The organism is Flavobacterium sp. 3HN19-14, assembly GCF_051373205.1.
Taxonomy (GTDB): Bacteria; Bacteroidota; Bacteroidia; order Flavobacteriales; family Flavobacteriaceae; genus Flavobacterium.
Window position 1 is genome coordinate 1,626,934 of record NZ_JBPPZT010000001.1, and the last position, 15,717, is coordinate 1,642,650.

At 40.0% G+C, this 15,717-nt stretch carries 18 protein-coding genes, 1 other RNA gene and 1 pseudogene; 7 read left to right on the plus strand and 13 right to left on the minus strand.

What is annotated here, in order from left to right:
• Window positions 1-95: 95 nt before the first annotated feature.
• The 4 genes from ACSLFW_RS08630 to ACSLFW_RS08645 form a co-directional block, all read right to left on the minus strand.
• Window positions 96-542 carry a porin family protein gene (locus tag ACSLFW_RS08630; protein WP_436555417.1) on the minus strand — a complete coding sequence of 149 codons (447 nt, stop codon included), beginning with the start codon at window positions 540-542 and terminating at the stop codon, window positions 96-98.
• Window positions 523-645 carry a hypothetical protein gene (locus ACSLFW_RS08635; RefSeq protein ID WP_436555418.1) on the minus strand — a complete coding sequence of 41 codons (123 nt, stop codon included), beginning with the start codon at window positions 643-645 and terminating at the stop codon, window positions 523-525. The genes ACSLFW_RS08630 and ACSLFW_RS08635 overlap by 20 nt, the downstream gene beginning before the upstream one ends.
• Before the next feature lie 231 nt (window positions 646-876).
• Window positions 877-1,296: an outer membrane beta-barrel protein gene (locus tag ACSLFW_RS08640; RefSeq protein WP_436557408.1), complete on the minus strand. Its 420-nt coding sequence runs from the start codon at window positions 1,294-1,296 to the stop codon at window positions 877-879.
• A 24-nt stretch (window positions 1,297-1,320) separates the two neighbouring features.
• The gene (locus ACSLFW_RS08645; protein WP_436555419.1) at window positions 1,321-1,506 is read right to left on the minus strand and encodes a hypothetical protein; all 186 of its coding nucleotides are present in this window, start codon (window positions 1,504-1,506) and stop codon (window positions 1,321-1,323) included.
• A 266-nt stretch (window positions 1,507-1,772) separates the two neighbouring features.
• On the opposite strand from ACSLFW_RS08645, the gene xerD reads away from it, so the two are divergent.
• Together xerD and ACSLFW_RS08655 are read left to right on the plus strand one after the other, a co-directional pair.
• Window positions 1,773-2,672, plus strand: a complete 900-nt coding sequence (gene xerD, locus ACSLFW_RS08650) for a site-specific tyrosine recombinase XerD (RefSeq protein WP_436555420.1) — start codon at window positions 1,773-1,775, stop codon at window positions 2,670-2,672.
• Between the two features lie 81 nt (window positions 2,673-2,753).
• On the plus strand, window positions 2,754-4,271 hold the full coding sequence (locus tag ACSLFW_RS08655; RefSeq protein ID WP_436555421.1) for a PAS domain-containing sensor histidine kinase: 1,518 nt from the start codon (window positions 2,754-2,756) through the stop codon (window positions 4,269-4,271).
• 167 nt (window positions 4,272-4,438) lie between these two features.
• Here ACSLFW_RS08655 and rny read toward each other — a convergent pair whose 3' ends face one another.
• From rny to ACSLFW_RS08675, 4 genes are all read right to left on the minus strand, one after another.
• Window positions 4,439-6,004, minus strand: a complete 1,566-nt coding sequence (gene rny, locus ACSLFW_RS08660) for a ribonuclease Y (protein WP_436555422.1) — start codon at window positions 6,002-6,004, stop codon at window positions 4,439-4,441.
• Window positions 6,005-6,055: 51 nt separating this feature from the next.
• A non-coding RNA gene (gene ssrS / locus ACSLFW_RS08665) (6S RNA) lies at window positions 6,056-6,162 on the minus strand.
• A gap of 52 nt (window positions 6,163-6,214) precedes the next feature.
• On the minus strand, window positions 6,215-6,508 hold the full coding sequence (locus ACSLFW_RS08670) for a cell division protein ZapA (RefSeq protein ID WP_436557409.1): 294 nt from the start codon (window positions 6,506-6,508) through the stop codon (window positions 6,215-6,217).
• Window positions 6,509-6,512: 4 nt separating this feature from the next.
• Window positions 6,513-6,803 carry a hypothetical protein gene (locus tag ACSLFW_RS08675; protein WP_436555423.1) on the minus strand — a complete coding sequence of 97 codons (291 nt, stop codon included), beginning with the start codon at window positions 6,801-6,803 and terminating at the stop codon, window positions 6,513-6,515.
• A gap of 186 nt (window positions 6,804-6,989) precedes the next feature.
• Here ACSLFW_RS08675 and ACSLFW_RS08680 point away from each other — a divergent pair, with 186 nt between their 5' ends.
• The 4 genes and pseudogenes from ACSLFW_RS08680 (at window position 6,990) to ACSLFW_RS08695 (ending at window position 11,959) form a co-directional block, all read left to right on the plus strand.
• Window positions 6,990-7,460, plus strand: a complete 471-nt coding sequence (locus ACSLFW_RS08680) for a M23 family metallopeptidase (protein ID WP_436555424.1) — start codon at window positions 6,990-6,992, stop codon at window positions 7,458-7,460.
• Window positions 7,450-8,685 carry a M23 family metallopeptidase gene (locus ACSLFW_RS08685; RefSeq protein ID WP_436555425.1) on the plus strand — a complete coding sequence of 412 codons (1,236 nt, stop codon included), beginning with the start codon at window positions 7,450-7,452 and terminating at the stop codon, window positions 8,683-8,685. The genes ACSLFW_RS08680 and ACSLFW_RS08685 overlap by 11 nt, the downstream gene beginning before the upstream one ends.
• Window positions 8,686-8,700: 15 nt before the next feature.
• Window positions 8,701-11,167, plus strand: a pseudogene (locus ACSLFW_RS08690) (TonB-dependent receptor).
• A gap of 51 nt (window positions 11,168-11,218) precedes the next feature.
• Complete coding sequence (locus tag ACSLFW_RS08695) at window positions 11,219-11,959, plus strand: hypothetical protein (protein WP_436555426.1); 741 nt, start codon at window positions 11,219-11,221, stop codon at window positions 11,957-11,959.
• A gap of 102 nt (window positions 11,960-12,061) precedes the next feature.
• Here ACSLFW_RS08695 and ACSLFW_RS08700 read toward each other — a convergent pair whose 3' ends face one another.
• From ACSLFW_RS08700 to ACSLFW_RS08720, 5 genes are all read right to left on the minus strand, one after another.
• Window positions 12,062-13,246, minus strand: a complete 1,185-nt coding sequence (locus ACSLFW_RS08700; RefSeq protein WP_436557410.1) for a di-heme oxidoredictase family protein — start codon at window positions 13,244-13,246, stop codon at window positions 12,062-12,064.
• A 281-nt stretch (window positions 13,247-13,527) separates the two neighbouring features.
• Window positions 13,528-13,755 (minus strand): hypothetical protein, encoded by a 228-nt coding sequence (locus ACSLFW_RS08705; RefSeq protein WP_436555427.1) that lies wholly within the window; start codon window positions 13,753-13,755, stop codon window positions 13,528-13,530.
• Window positions 13,756-13,760: 5 nt separating this feature from the next.
• Entirely contained in the window at window positions 13,761-13,982 is a 222-nt protein-coding gene (locus ACSLFW_RS08710; RefSeq protein WP_436555428.1) for an imelysin family protein, read from the minus strand.
• 67 nt (window positions 13,983-14,049) lie between these two features.
• Window positions 14,050-14,346 carry an imelysin family protein gene (locus ACSLFW_RS08715; RefSeq protein WP_436555429.1) on the minus strand — a complete coding sequence of 99 codons (297 nt, stop codon included), beginning with the start codon at window positions 14,344-14,346 and terminating at the stop codon, window positions 14,050-14,052.
• Between the two features lie 22 nt (window positions 14,347-14,368).
• On the minus strand, window positions 14,369-14,698 hold the full coding sequence (locus ACSLFW_RS08720) for an imelysin family protein (protein WP_436555430.1): 330 nt from the start codon (window positions 14,696-14,698) through the stop codon (window positions 14,369-14,371).
• Between the two features lie 401 nt (window positions 14,699-15,099).
• Here ACSLFW_RS08720 and ACSLFW_RS08725 point away from each other — a divergent pair, with 401 nt between their 5' ends.
• Window positions 15,100-15,717, plus strand: a complete 618-nt coding sequence (locus tag ACSLFW_RS08725; protein ID WP_436555431.1) for an imelysin family protein — start codon at window positions 15,100-15,102, stop codon at window positions 15,715-15,717.

Below are 15,717 nucleotides of genomic sequence, written 5' to 3' on the forward strand. Positions count from 1 at the left end.
GAATTAATGTGACAGTTTTTAGCAATAAAAAAGCGCCGAATCATTTGATTCTGCGCTTATTTCAATCTTGCGGTTTTATAGTCTTTCGGCCTGAATTAGAATTTATATCCGACTGAAAGTTGTGCTGTCATGTTTTTAACCTCTGCATTTTCAGTAGTATCCGTGAGTCCGACAACATAACGCCCTGAAGCGAATAAGCCTCCAAAAATATCTACTGTCACACCACCGGCAACAGCGAAATCAAAATTCTTTGACTTGAAATCATCGTCAATATCGCCATAGTTGCTGTCATTGATAAGGAAACCAAATTGAGGTCCGGCATCAATACTCAACCTGTTGGGAAGGATATAAAACCTTGCCATTACAGGAATGTTGATATAGTCTAGCTTGAAATCATCAGAGCCTTCAACTTTTGCACCTTGTGATGAGTATAAAACTTCAGGCTGGAGTGAGAAGCTTGGCGTAATGTTCAATTCTACAAAAGCGCCTGCGTGAAAACTTGTGATATTGCTGGTGTCGAAATTAGAATCGTCCGATTTCACGTTGGCGAAATTGGTCGGCTTTAACCCCGAATTTAATTCCCTGTGCATTAACTGACAATGAGCCTAAAGTCAGGAACATTGTTAATAAGATTACTTTTTTCATGATTTGAGTTTTTAGTTATTGTAAATTAATTGTTTTAGTTTACCCGAAATTAATACTTAATTACTTACAGGTTGTATAAAAAAATGTGAATTAACTTTTTTTTAAACTGTCAACAAGTGTGTTTAAAACCTGTTAATAGTCGGTTGATAACCTGAAATTTTATTTCTTTTCGCGTAACGAAATAAAAAAGCCTTCCCAAATTTGGAAGGCTTTTCATAATATATCTGTTGATTAAAATTTATAACCAACACCAATTTGAAATACAGAGTTTTTAGCATCAACATCACCTGTTCCAGGCCCAAAAGCATCTTCTTTAAAAGCGTTTGTTAGTCCGTAAGTATATCGGCCTGTTGCGAAAAGTCCAATGCTGGTTTGAAATGTGACACCACCAGCTACGGCAAATTCAAAATTCTCTGCGCCGTCAGTATCAATTCCGCCTGCTGCGCTTTCATCGTCTAGCTGCTCATTCACTTTAAAGTTGAATTGTGGACCTACTTCAAAGCTTAATCCGTCAGTAACATAAATTTTTGCTAAAACCGGTACGCTGATGTAGTCAACTTTGGCTTCAATTTTTCCTTCGGGACCTTCCCTGATCGAATTGGAATCCCTGTCCTGAATAAAGCGCCTCAGTTTGTAATGAAAAGGCGTCAGTCAACGGAAATTCCACCAATGCACCTACGTGGAAGCTGGTTCTTGCATTATGCCGTCAAAATCATCGCCTCTTACATTAGCGAAGTTTACACCACCTTTTACACCAAAGCTAATCGTTTTAGCAGTGGAAGTTGTCGTCGTCGTTTGTGCGTTAATCGTTGTCATAAACAACATTAATGCGGCTGTTGAAATAAATTTGATAGTTTTCATAACATGTTTTTTTAATAGGTTATTGAGCCAAAATTACCCCATTAAGTATTCGGGGCGGCTTAAAAAAATCTTAATTCACACAAGATTAACTTTTGTAAAAAATTGATTTTATTGAGAATAATATTTATAAATGTCATAATTAATTAGATTTTATTCAAAATATATGTAATTATGTAACGATTTATTGTTTAAATGATAATTTGATTTTTTTGCTTTTTATACCTTTTGCGCAGAAGCCCATAATTTTTTTTTGCTTAAACTTGTATATGGAAAAATGGAGAAGTTTTATCAAAAATTTTCAATCTTATCTCAAAATCGAGCGTGGGTTATCGAAAAATACGATTGCCAATTATTCGTTTGATATTGAAAGATTGTGCCTTTTCCTGAATGAAAACAATATTGATATTTCTCCAATAAAAATTTCCGAAGAAACAATCCAGCAATTCATTTACCATGTTTCAAAAGAAGTCAATCCGCGGTCACAAGCACGGATTATCTCAGGATTGAAGAGTTTTTTCAGTTACCTTATTTTTGAGGATTACAGAAACGACAATCCGCTCGAGCTAATCGAAACGCCCAAGACCGGACGAAAACTTCCCGATACTTTGTCTGTCACTGACATTGATAATATAATTGGAGCGATTCGTCTCGATACTGATGAAGGAGAACGCAATCGCGCCATGCTGGAAACACTTTACGGCTGCGGACTACGCGTTTCTGAACTGGTAGAATTGAAGATTTCAGACTTATTCTTTGATGAAGGTTTTATTAAAGTCACCGGAAAAGGCAACAAACAACGCTTTGTTCCGATTGGCAGCGCGACCCAGAAATTCATCAATATTTATACAAGTACAGATCGAAATAAGCTCAAAATAAAAAAAGGCCACGAAGACACACTTTTTTTAAATCGCCGCGGAAGCCAGCTCACAAGAGCCATGATTTTTACAATTATTAAGAACTTGGCTACAAAAATTAATTTAAGTAAAGCCATTAGTCCTCACACATTTAGGCATTCGTTTGCGACGCATTTGTTGGAAAACGGCGCCGATTTGCGTTCGATTCAACTCATGTTGGGCCACGAATCTATCACAACTACAGAAATTTACGTACATTTGGACAGGAAACATTTGTCACAAATTATCAATACTTTTCATCCGAGAAAGTAACAGGTTTTGTTTTAATTTGCATATATTCGTAAAATATAACAATACAGGCAGGTTTTGTGATAATCTTGTAGAAATAAGAAAATGAAGTTAGATATCATTCCGAATTCATTACAACTCGACGATAAAATTATTTTTTACAATAAGCTTTTATCACAAATCCCCGACCTTATTTTTCAGATGACGATTTCGGCTGAAGGGCGCATCAAATTTCCTTATTTGAGTGAATCGGTCATCAATCACTTCGAATTGACACAGGAAGAAATCGATTATTACACCATTGATGTTTTAAAAACCAAAATCATCCCGGAAGACTTTGAAGCGTTACTGCATTCGATTGAAGAATCGAAAAATACGCTGCACAACTGGCATATGGAATTCCGCTGTAAATTGCCTGTAAAAGGCTTGCGTTGGTTTCGTGTCAGGGCGACTGTGGAAAAAGATGCCAACGGGAATTTCGTTTTCTACGGGCGCGTCAACGATCACACGGAAACAAGAATTCAGGCGCTTAAACTTAAAATTTCAGAAGAGCGATACCAATTTGCTCTCGAAGCTTCTTCTGAAGGCATTTGGGATTTAGATGTAAAAACCAATCGCGTTTTCTTTTCGTCTCAATCGATGAAAATGCTGCATTTTGAAGAGAAAGATACAATCTTAACGATTGATAAATGGGACGACCGCATTCATCCGGAGGATAAGGAAAAATATGAAAAAGACATCAAGGAACACCTTGAGAATAAGACGCCGTTTTACAAAAACCTGCAACGCGTACTCAGCAATGACAACCAATATAAATGGGTTTTAAGCCGTGGGAAAATCATTGATCGCGATGAAAAAGGAAATCCACTACGCGTAATCGGAACGCATTCTGATATTTCAAAACAAATAAAAAAGGAGCAGGAGTTACAGCAAACGCTCGATATTTTAAGCGAACAAAATAAAAAACTGCTCAATTTTGCACATATTGTTTCTCATAATTTACGTTCGCACGCCGCTAATTTTCAGGCATTACTTGATATCGTTGAAGGCGAAAATGACGCTGATGTCAAGGAAGAAAGCATGAAATACCTGCGCACCAACTCCGACGATTTGATGGAAACCATCGATAATTTGAAGGAATTGGTTGAAGTACATTCAAATTTAAAACCAACGAAAGAACCTTTGAATTTGTTACAGTATTTGCAAAAAATGCTGAGTTTGCTGAGCGAGGAATTCACGCGTCACGAAGTAGAATACCGCATCAATATTCCCGGGGATGCGACCGTTTATTTCAATCCGGCTTATCTGGAAAGCATTTTGCTGAATTTTTCTACAAACGCCGTTAAATATTCCCATCCGGATAGAAAGCCATTAATTCAGTACGATTTTTACCATCAGGATGGCATCGGTACTTTATCGATTTCCGATAACGGAATGGGAATTGATTTGGCAAAACACGGTGAAGCGCTTTTCGGAATGTATAAGACTTTCCACAAACACCAGAACTCCCGCGGCCTCGGATTATTCATGTCGAAGAACCAGATTGAAGCGATGGGCGGACGGATTGCCGTTGACAGCGAAGTCGGCCTTGGAACGAACTTCCGGATTTATTTTGGAGAATAGCTGTTTCACAGAGATTCACAGAGGAAACAGAGAGATTCTCAAAGTTTTTGCTTTGTGTAATAAATATACTTCGTGAATCTCTGTGTCTTCTTTGTGTGCTTCGCGTAACTTTTACAAACAAAAAATCCCGTCTATCGAACGGGATTTTTTTATGGATTCTAAGGAAATTATTTCGCAATATTTACTGCTCTGGTTTCCCTGATTACGGTAATTTTCACCTGGCCGGGATAGGTCATTTCTGTCTGGATTTTTTGAGAAATATCAAAAGAAAGACTTGCGGCGTGTTCGTCTGAAACTTTTTCGCTTTCTACGATTACACGCAATTCACGCCCAGCCTGGATCGCATAAGCATTTTTCACACCGTTAAATCCAAAAGCAATTTCTTCGAGGTCTTTCAAACGCTGGATGTAAGAATCCAAAACCTGGCGCCTTGCACCTGGCCTTGCACCTGAAATCGCATCACATACCTGAACGATAGGAGAGAGCAATGATTTCATTTCAATCTCGTCGTGGTGTGCTCCGATGGCGTTGCAGACTTCTTCTTTTTCGCCGTATTTTTCAGCCCATTGCATACCCAAAAGTGCGTGTGGCAAGTCGCTTTCCGTGTCCGGCACTTTTCCGATATCGTGTAGTAACCCGGCGCGTTTTGCAAGTTTTACGTTCAATCCTAATTCTGCAGCCATAATACCGCAAAGTTTCGAAACTTCACGCGAGTGCTGCAATAAATTCTGCCCGTAAGAAGAACGGTATTTCATTCTTCCCACAACTTTAATCAATTCAGGATGCAAACCATGGATGCCTAAATCGATAACGGTTCTTTTACCAACTTCGGCAATTTCCTCGTCGATTTGTTTGGTTGTTTTCGCAACAACTTCCTCGATTCTTGCCGGGTGAATACGGCCGTCAGTTACTAATTTGTGTAAAGACAAACGTGCAATTTCTCTTCTTACAGGATCGAAACATGAAAGGATAATCGCTTCCGGAGTATCGTCAACGATGATTTCAACGCCTGTTGCGGCTTCAATCGCACGGATATTCCTTCCTTCACGACCAATAATTCTTCCTTTTACATCGTCAGATTCAATATTGAATACGGAAACGCAATTCTCAACTGCTTCTTCTGTTCCGACTCTTTGAATGGTGTTGATGATGATTTTCTTGGCTTCCTGCTGCGCGGTCAGTTTCGCTTCTTCAACAGTGTCCTGAATGTAGGCCATTGCGTTGCTTTTCGCTTCTGCTTTAAGGCCTTCGATCAGTTGGTTTTTAGCGTCTTCAGTTGACAATCCTGAAATCACTTCCAATTGCTCCAACTGGCTTTTGTGCATTTTCTCAACTTCCTGTTGCTTTCTGTCTAAAACCTCGATTTTATTGTTGTATTCAGAAGTTTTTGCCTCGAAATCGTCATTGACTTTTTTCGCCCTTGATAATTCGTTAGAAACCAGTGATTCCTTATCACGCGTTCTTTTTTCGACTTCCTGGATTTTCTTTTCGCGGTTCAGGATGACTTGTTCGTGTTCGGCCTTAAGCTCGATGAATTTTTCCTTCGCCTGAAGCATTTTGTCTTTCTTGACGCTTTCAGCTTCAAAATTGGCGTCTTTTAGGATAGAAGCGGCTTCTTTCCTGGCATTTTTGATCAGGTTGGAAACGTTTTTCTTCTCTAGTTGTTTCGCAATCAGGAAACCTATTCCGGTGCCCACGATTACGCTGATGATTATTATTAAGATGTCATTCATGGTGTATATAAAAAAATTAGGGATAAAAAAAGCCTACATTAGTGAATGAATAAACTCGAAAAGACAAGTTTTGAGCTAACTCGCTGTTCAAGGATCTGCTCAAAGGCAGCTTGCTTTAGTAGCGATGATTTGCTCATTCTAAATTGTTAGTGTTGAGTTTACCAAATGTGAACTAATGTAGGCAGTATCTTAGTTATGTAAAGAACGTATTTATTTGTCGAGATAATCGGCCAGCAAATTGTTGATTTTCTTTAATCGTTCGTTCGTTTCGACATTGTCTGTCGATTTGTCGATTTGCTTTTGCTCCAGTTGTGAAGCGAATTGCAGGGCACACATGGCCAGAACATCCTGTTTGTCACGAACAGCATAGTTTTCTTCGAATTGCTTGATCATCAAATCGATTTTTTTAGAAGCGGTCCTTAAACCTTCTTCCTGAGAGAATTCAACCGTTAACGGATAAACCCTGTCTGCAATCGATATCTTGATTTTAAGCTTTTCGTCCATGTTTTTAATCGGATAACTGCGCAATGCAGTAATCAATTTCCCGGATTAATGAATTTATTTTAAGCTTTGTATCTCTTTTATTGTCGTCACTGCCAAGCAATGAATTGGCTATCTTGAGCGTATCGTTTTGCGATTTCATGGCCTCAATTTCCTGAGATTGCTTGTTGATGATGGCTGCAGCATGTTTCAACTCGTGTTTTTGGTTGACGGCGGTTTTTTCCAAACTTTCCAGTTTCAAAAAAAGCTTTTCAAGTCTACCTTCCAGAGTATCAATAATTTCTGCAATTTCACTCATAAAGTTACTTTCATTACTTATCCCACAAAGTTAGTATTCTATTTTAGTATTGCAATACTTTTTGCCGATTTTTGAAATTTTTATTCCGCAGCTTCGTAATAAACGCTGAAATGCACAGTTATAACTTCGAACATAATTTTTAAAATCAACGCTTTATTTTTACCTTAGCCGAAAACCATTTACGCCATGAAGCAATTTTTATTTATGCTATTCGCCACGTGCGCCCTTTCGGCCCAAAACCAGTATCCGAAAGATTATTTTCGTTCACCGCTTGACATTCCGCTTTTCCTTTCGGGAAATTTCGGGGAATTAAGAGCCAATCATTTCCACACCGGCCTCGATTTTAAAACCCAGCAAAAGACAGGTTTTCCGGTTTTCGCTGCCGCGGATGGCCATATTTCACGCATCAAGATTTCGTCTTATGGTTACGGAAAAGCCATTTACATCGACCATCCGAACGGTTACACGACGGTTTATGGGCATCTTTCGCAAGCTTCGCCGGAAATCGAAGCCTACATAAAAGCCGCCCAATACAAGCAAAAATCGTTTGAAGTTGAAATGTTTCCGAAACCTGATGAATTGCCCGTAAAAAAAGGCGATACGATTGCCTTTTCAGGAAATACAGGCGGTTCGGGCCTGACCGCATTTGCATTTTGAATTCCGCGATACAAAAACCGAAAAAATCATCAACCCGATGTTTTTCGGATTTGACACACAGGTTGCCGATACGAAAGTGCCTGTCATCACCAGTATTATGGCTTATCCGATGGATGTTTTTTCAAACGTCAATCAGTCGCAACGTCCATTGGTGCTGAATCTTTCATTGCAGAAAGACGGGTCTTACATCGCTGATAAAATCACCGCTTCCGGAAAAATCGGTTTCGGAATCAGCACTTATGACATGTCTGATTCCAATTACACAAAAACAGGCGTTTATAATGTACAGGCTTTTTCAAACGGAACGCCGGTTTTCGGCTACCAATTCGATACTTTCGGATTTAATGAGGCGCGATACGTGAATGCACTTTTGGATTACGACCGTTTCAAAAGAACCGGAATGCGCACGCAGGAATTGTTCATGACAACGCCCTATCCGTTGAGCATCATTCGTACAACTCCTGAAAACGGCATCATCAGTGTTGCTCCGAATCTGACGCAGATGTACAAAATTGAAGTGTCGGATTTTAATAACAATAAAGTCGATGTGATTATTCCGATTGATTATTCTACGTTGCCGATTACCGTTTTAAATACGCCGTCGAAGCAGACGAATTACCTGCTGAAATCGAAAAACGACAATAATTATGCGAAAGACAATGTTTCGGTTTTCATTCCCGCCAATACTTTTTACGAAGATTTTTATCTGGATTTTGATGTAAAAGACAATGTGCTGACACTTCAGGACGATTATACGCCGGTGCATTCAAATTTGACAATCACTTTTGAAGACACCACTTCAACCGAAGCTGAATTGGAGAAAATGTTCATTGCTTCTATCGACGGCAAAAAGCTCAGTTATAATCCGACGACACGAAAAGGGAATACCTTCGTCAGTTACACCAAAAACCTCGGGAAATTTACCTTGGCAAAAGACACAATCGGCCCGCGAATCACGCCGGTTAATATCAAGGAAGGCAAATGGCTCAGTAAACAGACCGATTTGCAACTGACTATCAGTGACAACCTTTCAGGCATAAAAGAATACAACGGTTACCTAAATGGCAATTGGATTTTACTCGAATATGATTACAAAACCAAGAAGCTCGTTTACAAATTCAGCGACAACATCGCAGCCGACGGGCGCAATGATTTAAAGGTTGTAGTTTCTGATAATGTTGGAAATTCTACTATCTTTGAAACGCATTTTTTCAGGAAGAAATAATATAAAATAAGCAATTTGAAAGCAAAATTCATAGTCCTACAAATATTTTTATTGTGCATTGGTTTTAGTGCGTGGGCACAGACAGCGAGGATTCAGGGCATAATTCTCGACGAAAGCAATAATCCGGTTGAAGGCGTTAATGTAAAATCAAAAAATACGTCAACCCGCACAGATAAAACCGGCTCTTATATACTTTCGATTCCTGCAAATGAAGATGTCGAAATCAGTTTTACCCACGTCACCTTAAAACGTGTCGTGGTAAAAGTCAACCTGAAAATTAATGAAAATTACGAATTGAATCCGGTCTTAAAAAGTAACGAAGAGCAATTGCCTGAACTTGTTATTAATTCGCGTGAAAGAAAGCGCATGGAAGGTATTTCTACAATTGAGCCGCAACAATTCGTAAAATTCCCGGAGCAATGCCGGGTGTCGAAAATATTATCAAGATTTTATTCGGTTCAGGAAATAATGAATTGAGTTCGGCTTATTCTGTAAGAGGTGGAAATTATGATGAAAACCTCGTGTATGTTAATGAAATTGAGGTTTACCGTCCATTTCTTATTCGTTCAGGGCAACAGGAAGGATTGAGCTTCACCAATTCTGATATGGTCAGTAACGTTGATTTTTCTGCCGGTGGATTTCAGGCGAAATATGGGGATAAGCTTTCGTCAGTTTTGGACATTACATACAGACGTCCTACAAAATTTGGTGCAACTGCTGAAGCAAGTTTTCTAGGCGGAAGCCTGACTTTGGAAACCGCATCCAAAAACCAAAAATGGACGGGAATTGTCGGCGCACGTTACCGCGATAACAGCCTTTTGGTGAACAGCCAGGAAACGCAGACGAATTTCCGACCGACATTTGCAGATATCCAAGCTTATTTCACTTATCAACCGACGACAAGATTGCAGTTGAGTTTTCTTGGTAACATCGCCCAAAACAAATACAATTACCAACCATTAACGCGCCAGACCAACTTCGGGACAATCGACGAACCAATTGCATTGGGGATTTTTTACGAAGGACAGGAAAAAGACCGTTATGAAACCTATTTCGGCGCATTCAAATCGGTTTATAATGTGTCGGAAAATTTCACTTTGAAGCTAATCGCTTCGGCATATCACACGGTAGAAAAAGAATATTTCGACATTTTTGCGCAATACCGCCTGGCGAAGTCAACAGCAATATCGGTTCTGAAGATTTTGGTGAAGTTGATTTTACCGAAGGCATCGGTTCGCAGTTGAACCACGCGCGAAATGACCTCGATGCATTTATCGTCAACACAGAATTAAAAGGTGTCCACACTATCAAAAACGCCGGAACTGTAGAATGGGGTTTCAAATACACCCGCGAAGACATCCGCGACAGGGTAGTGGAGTGGGAAGTGATTGATTCTGCAGGTTTCAAAATCAATCCGCCGATTATCGATTTGCCGCATAATGACCAGCCATACAATCCTTATGTTGGCTGCTGGTGCCATACCAAAATGTGCGTGCAACTAATTTTGTAACGATCGACCGTTTTTCAGGTTATGCACAATGGAACCGCAAAACTAAATTAGGAAACAGTGATTTTACTGTAAACGCGGGCATTCGCATGCACCAATGGAAAGTTTCAGGTGACAATATTATTTCAAAAACTCAGACAACATTCAGTCCACGCGTCCAGTTTGCCATAAAACCCGAATGGGAAAAAGATATGGTATTCAGGCTTTCAGGCGGATTTTACCACCAGCCGCCGTTTTACCGCGAATTGCGTGATGCCGAAGGTGTCGTGAATCCGAATGTCAAGGCGCAGCAATCCATTCATATTGTTTTGAGTAACGATTATAGTTTCAAGATGTGGGATAAGAAGTTCAAGCTTGTTTCTGAAGCCTATTACAAATCATTAACCGACGTTAATCCTTATACTTTGGATAACGTCAGGATTCGTTACGCCGCCACCAATAACGCAAAAGCTTTTGCACAAGGACTGGATTTAAGATTGAACGGGGAATTCGTACCCGGAACCGATTCGTGGCTTAGTTTCGGTTATATGAAAACCGAAGAAAATATTGAAAATAAAGGTTATATCGCACGTCCGACAGACCAAAGATTAAAATTTGGTATCTTATTCCAGGATTTTATGGAAAAAATCCCAAGTGTAAAATTATACCTCAATCTGGTTTACAATACCGGATTGCCGGGCGGTTCGCCTTCTTATGCTGATCCTTATTCTGTACCAAACACGTTTGCGCGATTACCGCCGGGCTGATGTCGGTTTTTCTTATGTTTTGACCGAAAACAACCCAAAACGTCCTGACGGGCACTGGCTCAAGAAATTTGAGGATTTATCAGTCGGATTTGAAATCTTCAATCTCTTTAACAACCAGAATTCCATTACGAATACCTGGGTGCGCGACGTTTATACGAAAAATCAATATGGCGTGCCGAATTACCTTACGACAAGGGTTTTTAATGTGAAACTGACGGCAAAGCTTTAACATAAAAGAGATTTCAAAAATGACTATATTTGATAAAATATTCTTTTGAAGATGAAAAAAATATCGACTTATATCCTGCTTTCAATATCCATTGCAATCGTGAGCTGTAAAAAAGAGCCGGAAACTCCAAAAGTGATTTATGAAGATGCTTCAAAAACACAACCTAAACCTGCAACCGCAGATTCGTCTCAAATTAAAATTGCCGATTTGCCGATACAAATGGAAGGCACAAAATACCTGATCCATCCGATTGGCGATTACCGCATTTATGAAGGAAGGTCAAAAACAGGTTACGGTTCTTCGAATACAGACAAAGTGAGTTTTTCGATTTCGAATTACAACCGTTTTGAAATTACGGGTTTTTTGCAGAATTTGAAATTCCAGCACATTGATTCTACCGAAATCAGGCCGCTTACCAATGAAAACGTCATCATACAAACTGCGAGTTACCTCAATACGATTTTCGATAAGACCAAACAGCAATTTATGGTGTATTCTGTTATTGATATGGATACAAATAAAGACGCGAAACTCGATTCAAGTGACATAAAATCCTTATACATCAGTGAGATTTCCGGAAAAAGATTCACGAAGTTGTCGATTGATTTTCAGGAATTGATTGACTGGAATTTAGTCGAATCCAAAAACCGATTGTACTTTAGAAGCATCGATGATACCAATAAAAACGGGCAATTCGATAAAGATGATTTGATTCATTATCATTTTGTCGATTTAACTTCGAAAGACTGGAAAGTTGAAAATTATGATCCGATAAATAAAAAAAGGGCTTGAAATTATTCAGGCCATTTTCGTTGTTTTTAAGCAGATAAGCTTTTTATTAGCCATGAATTTCACGAATTGGCACAAATTCATTCGTGATAATTCGTGGCAAAATTATAAAGAATTTATAAACGCCAGCAAATCACTTCGCTGTTGTGCATTCAACTGCTTGTATTTGTCTTTTGCGGTTTTCGCTTCGCCATCATGCCATAAAATTGCTTCTTCGACATTTCTGGCGCGGCCGTCGTGTAGTAAATTCGTATGTCCGTTTACGGTTTCAATCAGTCCGATGCCCCATAACGGCTGCGTTCTCCATTCTGAACCACTTGCGGCAAAATCAGGAGAATTGTCGGCTAATCCTGTGCCCATGTCATGCAAAAGCAAATCCGTATAAGGCCTGATGGTCTGGTTTCTTAAACCTGTAATCGAATACGTATTTCCGGTTTGCATTTTCGGTGTATGGCAACCGACGCAGTTCAAGGATTTAAATAGTTCTTTTCCTTTCAATACGTTTTTATCATCGAAGTTACGCCTTGCCGGAACGGATAATGTACTCGAATATAAAACCACGCGATTGAATGCAATATCAGTAATTTCCGAACTTCCGCCATTCGGGATGCTGTTGCAATCTACGCCGGGCGGGCAATTCTCATTCGGAAAAAGATAAGACGTAATGCCCAAATCTCCCGAAAAAGCCGCCGCAACCTGTTGCTTGATACTTGGCTGATTGGCTTTCCATCCAAATCTCCCCAATTTTTGTGAATGGCTTTCGATGTCGTAAACGTAATTTGGTTTTCCTGAAATTCCGTCACCATCGGCGTCATTCGCATCTGCAAGACTCAGAATGTGAGAATCAGGCACAGCTTCCAGTAAACCAAGGCCAACCATCTGATTGGCAACTCTTGGAGAAACCATCAGGTTTCCTGACATATTTCCATACGCTAAATCCGTGAAAATATAAGTTGGTTTGCGTAAAGTAACAACAGTTCCGTCGGCAAGCGTTTCAATGATATTCTCGTAAGTGATTTTGTATTTTCCTTTCGTCGTTTGCCCTAAAATCGCATTGTCCTGCAATTGCCCGCCATAAACCGGATCCGGCATCGGAAATCCGTTAGCATCTGTTCCCGGAATCGAAAGGCGCAATAAAAGGCCGTGACCCAATTCGCCATCAAAAGCCGGTGGTCTGCCGCGACCATCCTTGAAATGACAGGCTGCACATGAAATAGCGTTGTAAAAGGCCCAAGCCCGTCTCTTGCAGTGGTTGACGAAGGTGCTGAAATCCAGCTTTGCCTGAAAAATGAATTCCCGATTCCGAAGTCAGAATCTTCTTCAAAAGTGATGGCATTCGACGCAAATCCGAAAGCCTCTTCGGAAATATTAAAAACTGTTGAGGTGCCACCGGAATATTCTTCGCCTTCTTCCGCTTTCAATTCGACGTAATCGTCGCCTGAGCAAGCCGCGAACTGAAGGCAGGAAATCAAAAAGGCAGCTTTGAGTAAATTTTTCATCAGCATTTATAAACGTGAAAAAGTGCCCCAAAGGTAGGGACACTTTTATATTGTTTCAAAATTAAAACAGCATTAACCGTTGTTAACTGTAAGTCCTAATTTTGAAGCGCCGGCGATAAGGTTGGCGCCTAAGTTCTTCAATTCCAATACAGCGGTACGCACTTTTTGCCCTTCCGCAGAACCCAATCCACCTGAAATCGCAAGGTCAAACGGTGTTAAAATTGCAGCTACTTTCGCTTTTGCAGCTGTTATTGAAGCATCTGTAGCAGTTGCGGTAGTTGCATCTGCTTTTGTTACCAAATCTTCTAAAGACGACCGTCAATCGTGCCGTATTTTCCTTGGTAAACATTAATTACACCTTGTAAATTCAAGGCAATGTCTCTGTGTGTGTTGTCGCTGAAGCAAGAGTGCTCGTCTTCCTGATTGGCATTTCCAAGTGCTACGTCCATTCTTTCTACTGCCAATTCAGCAGCGGCTAAAGTAGCGATTCCGGTGTAAATGTTTGTCAGCGCTTCATTTACGGGCATAGCAAGAAAGTAGTTCTGTATGTTCCGCCAACTTTCCATTGGTCAATCAGATATTGCAAATGATCGGTCAATAAATCAGCACAAACTTTAAGATAATCGGCCTTCTCGCCTGGTTGCTTGCAGTTCCGCCCACTAAGTAATCTGTGTAAGGTCTTTGCCCGGGTAAGTTAGCAGCGGGATCAGTCAAATCTTGTCCCCAAAGCAAAAATTCAATCGCGTGGTAACCTACGCTGATGTTTTTCTCGCCACCATCTTCGTTCAAACCTTCGAGAACAGATTTTGTGATTGATGGGAATTCAGCAACGTGATTGATGATTCCGGCACCGGCTTCAGTATCAACATAATCGATGTAATTTTCATCCAAAGGCCATGAATTTAAGAATCCTTCAGGTTAGGTTAGCGTCATCAATCGGGCCGTTTGCAAAGCGAAAAGCTTCGGTAGTTCCGTAACTTTCTCTTGCCAGTTTCCATTTGTCTTTTGCAATGGTGAAATTAGCATCTGTCGGTGTTGCAGTGAACGTATTGATAGCAGTTTCCAGTACTACCGCATCATCATAAGCCTTCTGGTAGTTAGCCAAAACGATGTCTGCATAATTGGCAACAACCTGTTTTTTTGTTACGCCTGACGAATTACTGTCGTCGTCATTGTTACAGGAAATAGCCAAAACCGCTCCTAAAAGCAAAGCAAATCCGGCTCTGAATGAAATCTTATTCATGTGTATTTATTTAGATTGATTAAAATTAAGGCAAAAATATTGACTTTGTTTTGAACGGGCAAATTTTATTAAGATTTATTTTAAATAATGAATAAATAATTTAGAATTAATTTAGATAAGAATGTGAGCTTTTGTATTTTTGTCGAAATTTTAAAAAGAATGAAAAAAGTTTTTCTGATTTTGAGCTGTGTTGCGATGATTTATGCCTGTTCTTCAAGCGGAGATGGCGGCAGTGAACAAGAAAGTTACGACCGCACATCGCTATTGACGGATTGGGCTGATAATATCATCATTCCTTCTTACGATAATTACAAATCGAAAGTCGAAATTTTGTCTGTTGATGCGGCTGCTTTCACGGCTTCACCAACCGAAGCCAATCTGCAAACGCTCAGAACTTCCTGTTGGAGGCCTACAAAGCTTATCAATATGTGGCAATTTATTACATCGGAAAAGCCGAAGAAGTCAGTCTCAAGGAAAGCAGCAACACATATCCGGCAAGTGCTTCAGGCATCGATTCGAACATCAATACAGGAAATTACAACCTCTCGCTCTTCGCACAATTCGACAAACAGGGATTTCCTGCTTTAGATTATTTAATTAATGGTCTGGGTGTAAATGACGCTTTAATTGTTGGATTTTACACGACAAACCCGAAAGCAACTGCCTACAAACAATATTTAACTGATGTCACTGCAAGATTGAAAACCAATGCTGAGGCAGTTGCGGCAGACTGGCATGGCACTTTCCGTGATGAATTTATTGCAAACAACGGCACTTCAGTAAGCAGTTCGGTCAACAAAACTGTAAATATTTTTGTAAAGAGTTTAGAGCGCGATATCCGTGCGGCGAAAGTCGGCATTCCGGCTGGTGTTTTGTCGAATGGCACAACTTTTCCAAATAAGGTCGAAGCTTATTACAAAGCTGATGTTTCCAAAGAATTACTGAATACTGCCGTTAAAGCGGCCCAGGATTTCTTTAATGGAAAACATTTTGACAGCGCAACGACAGGCCCGGACTGA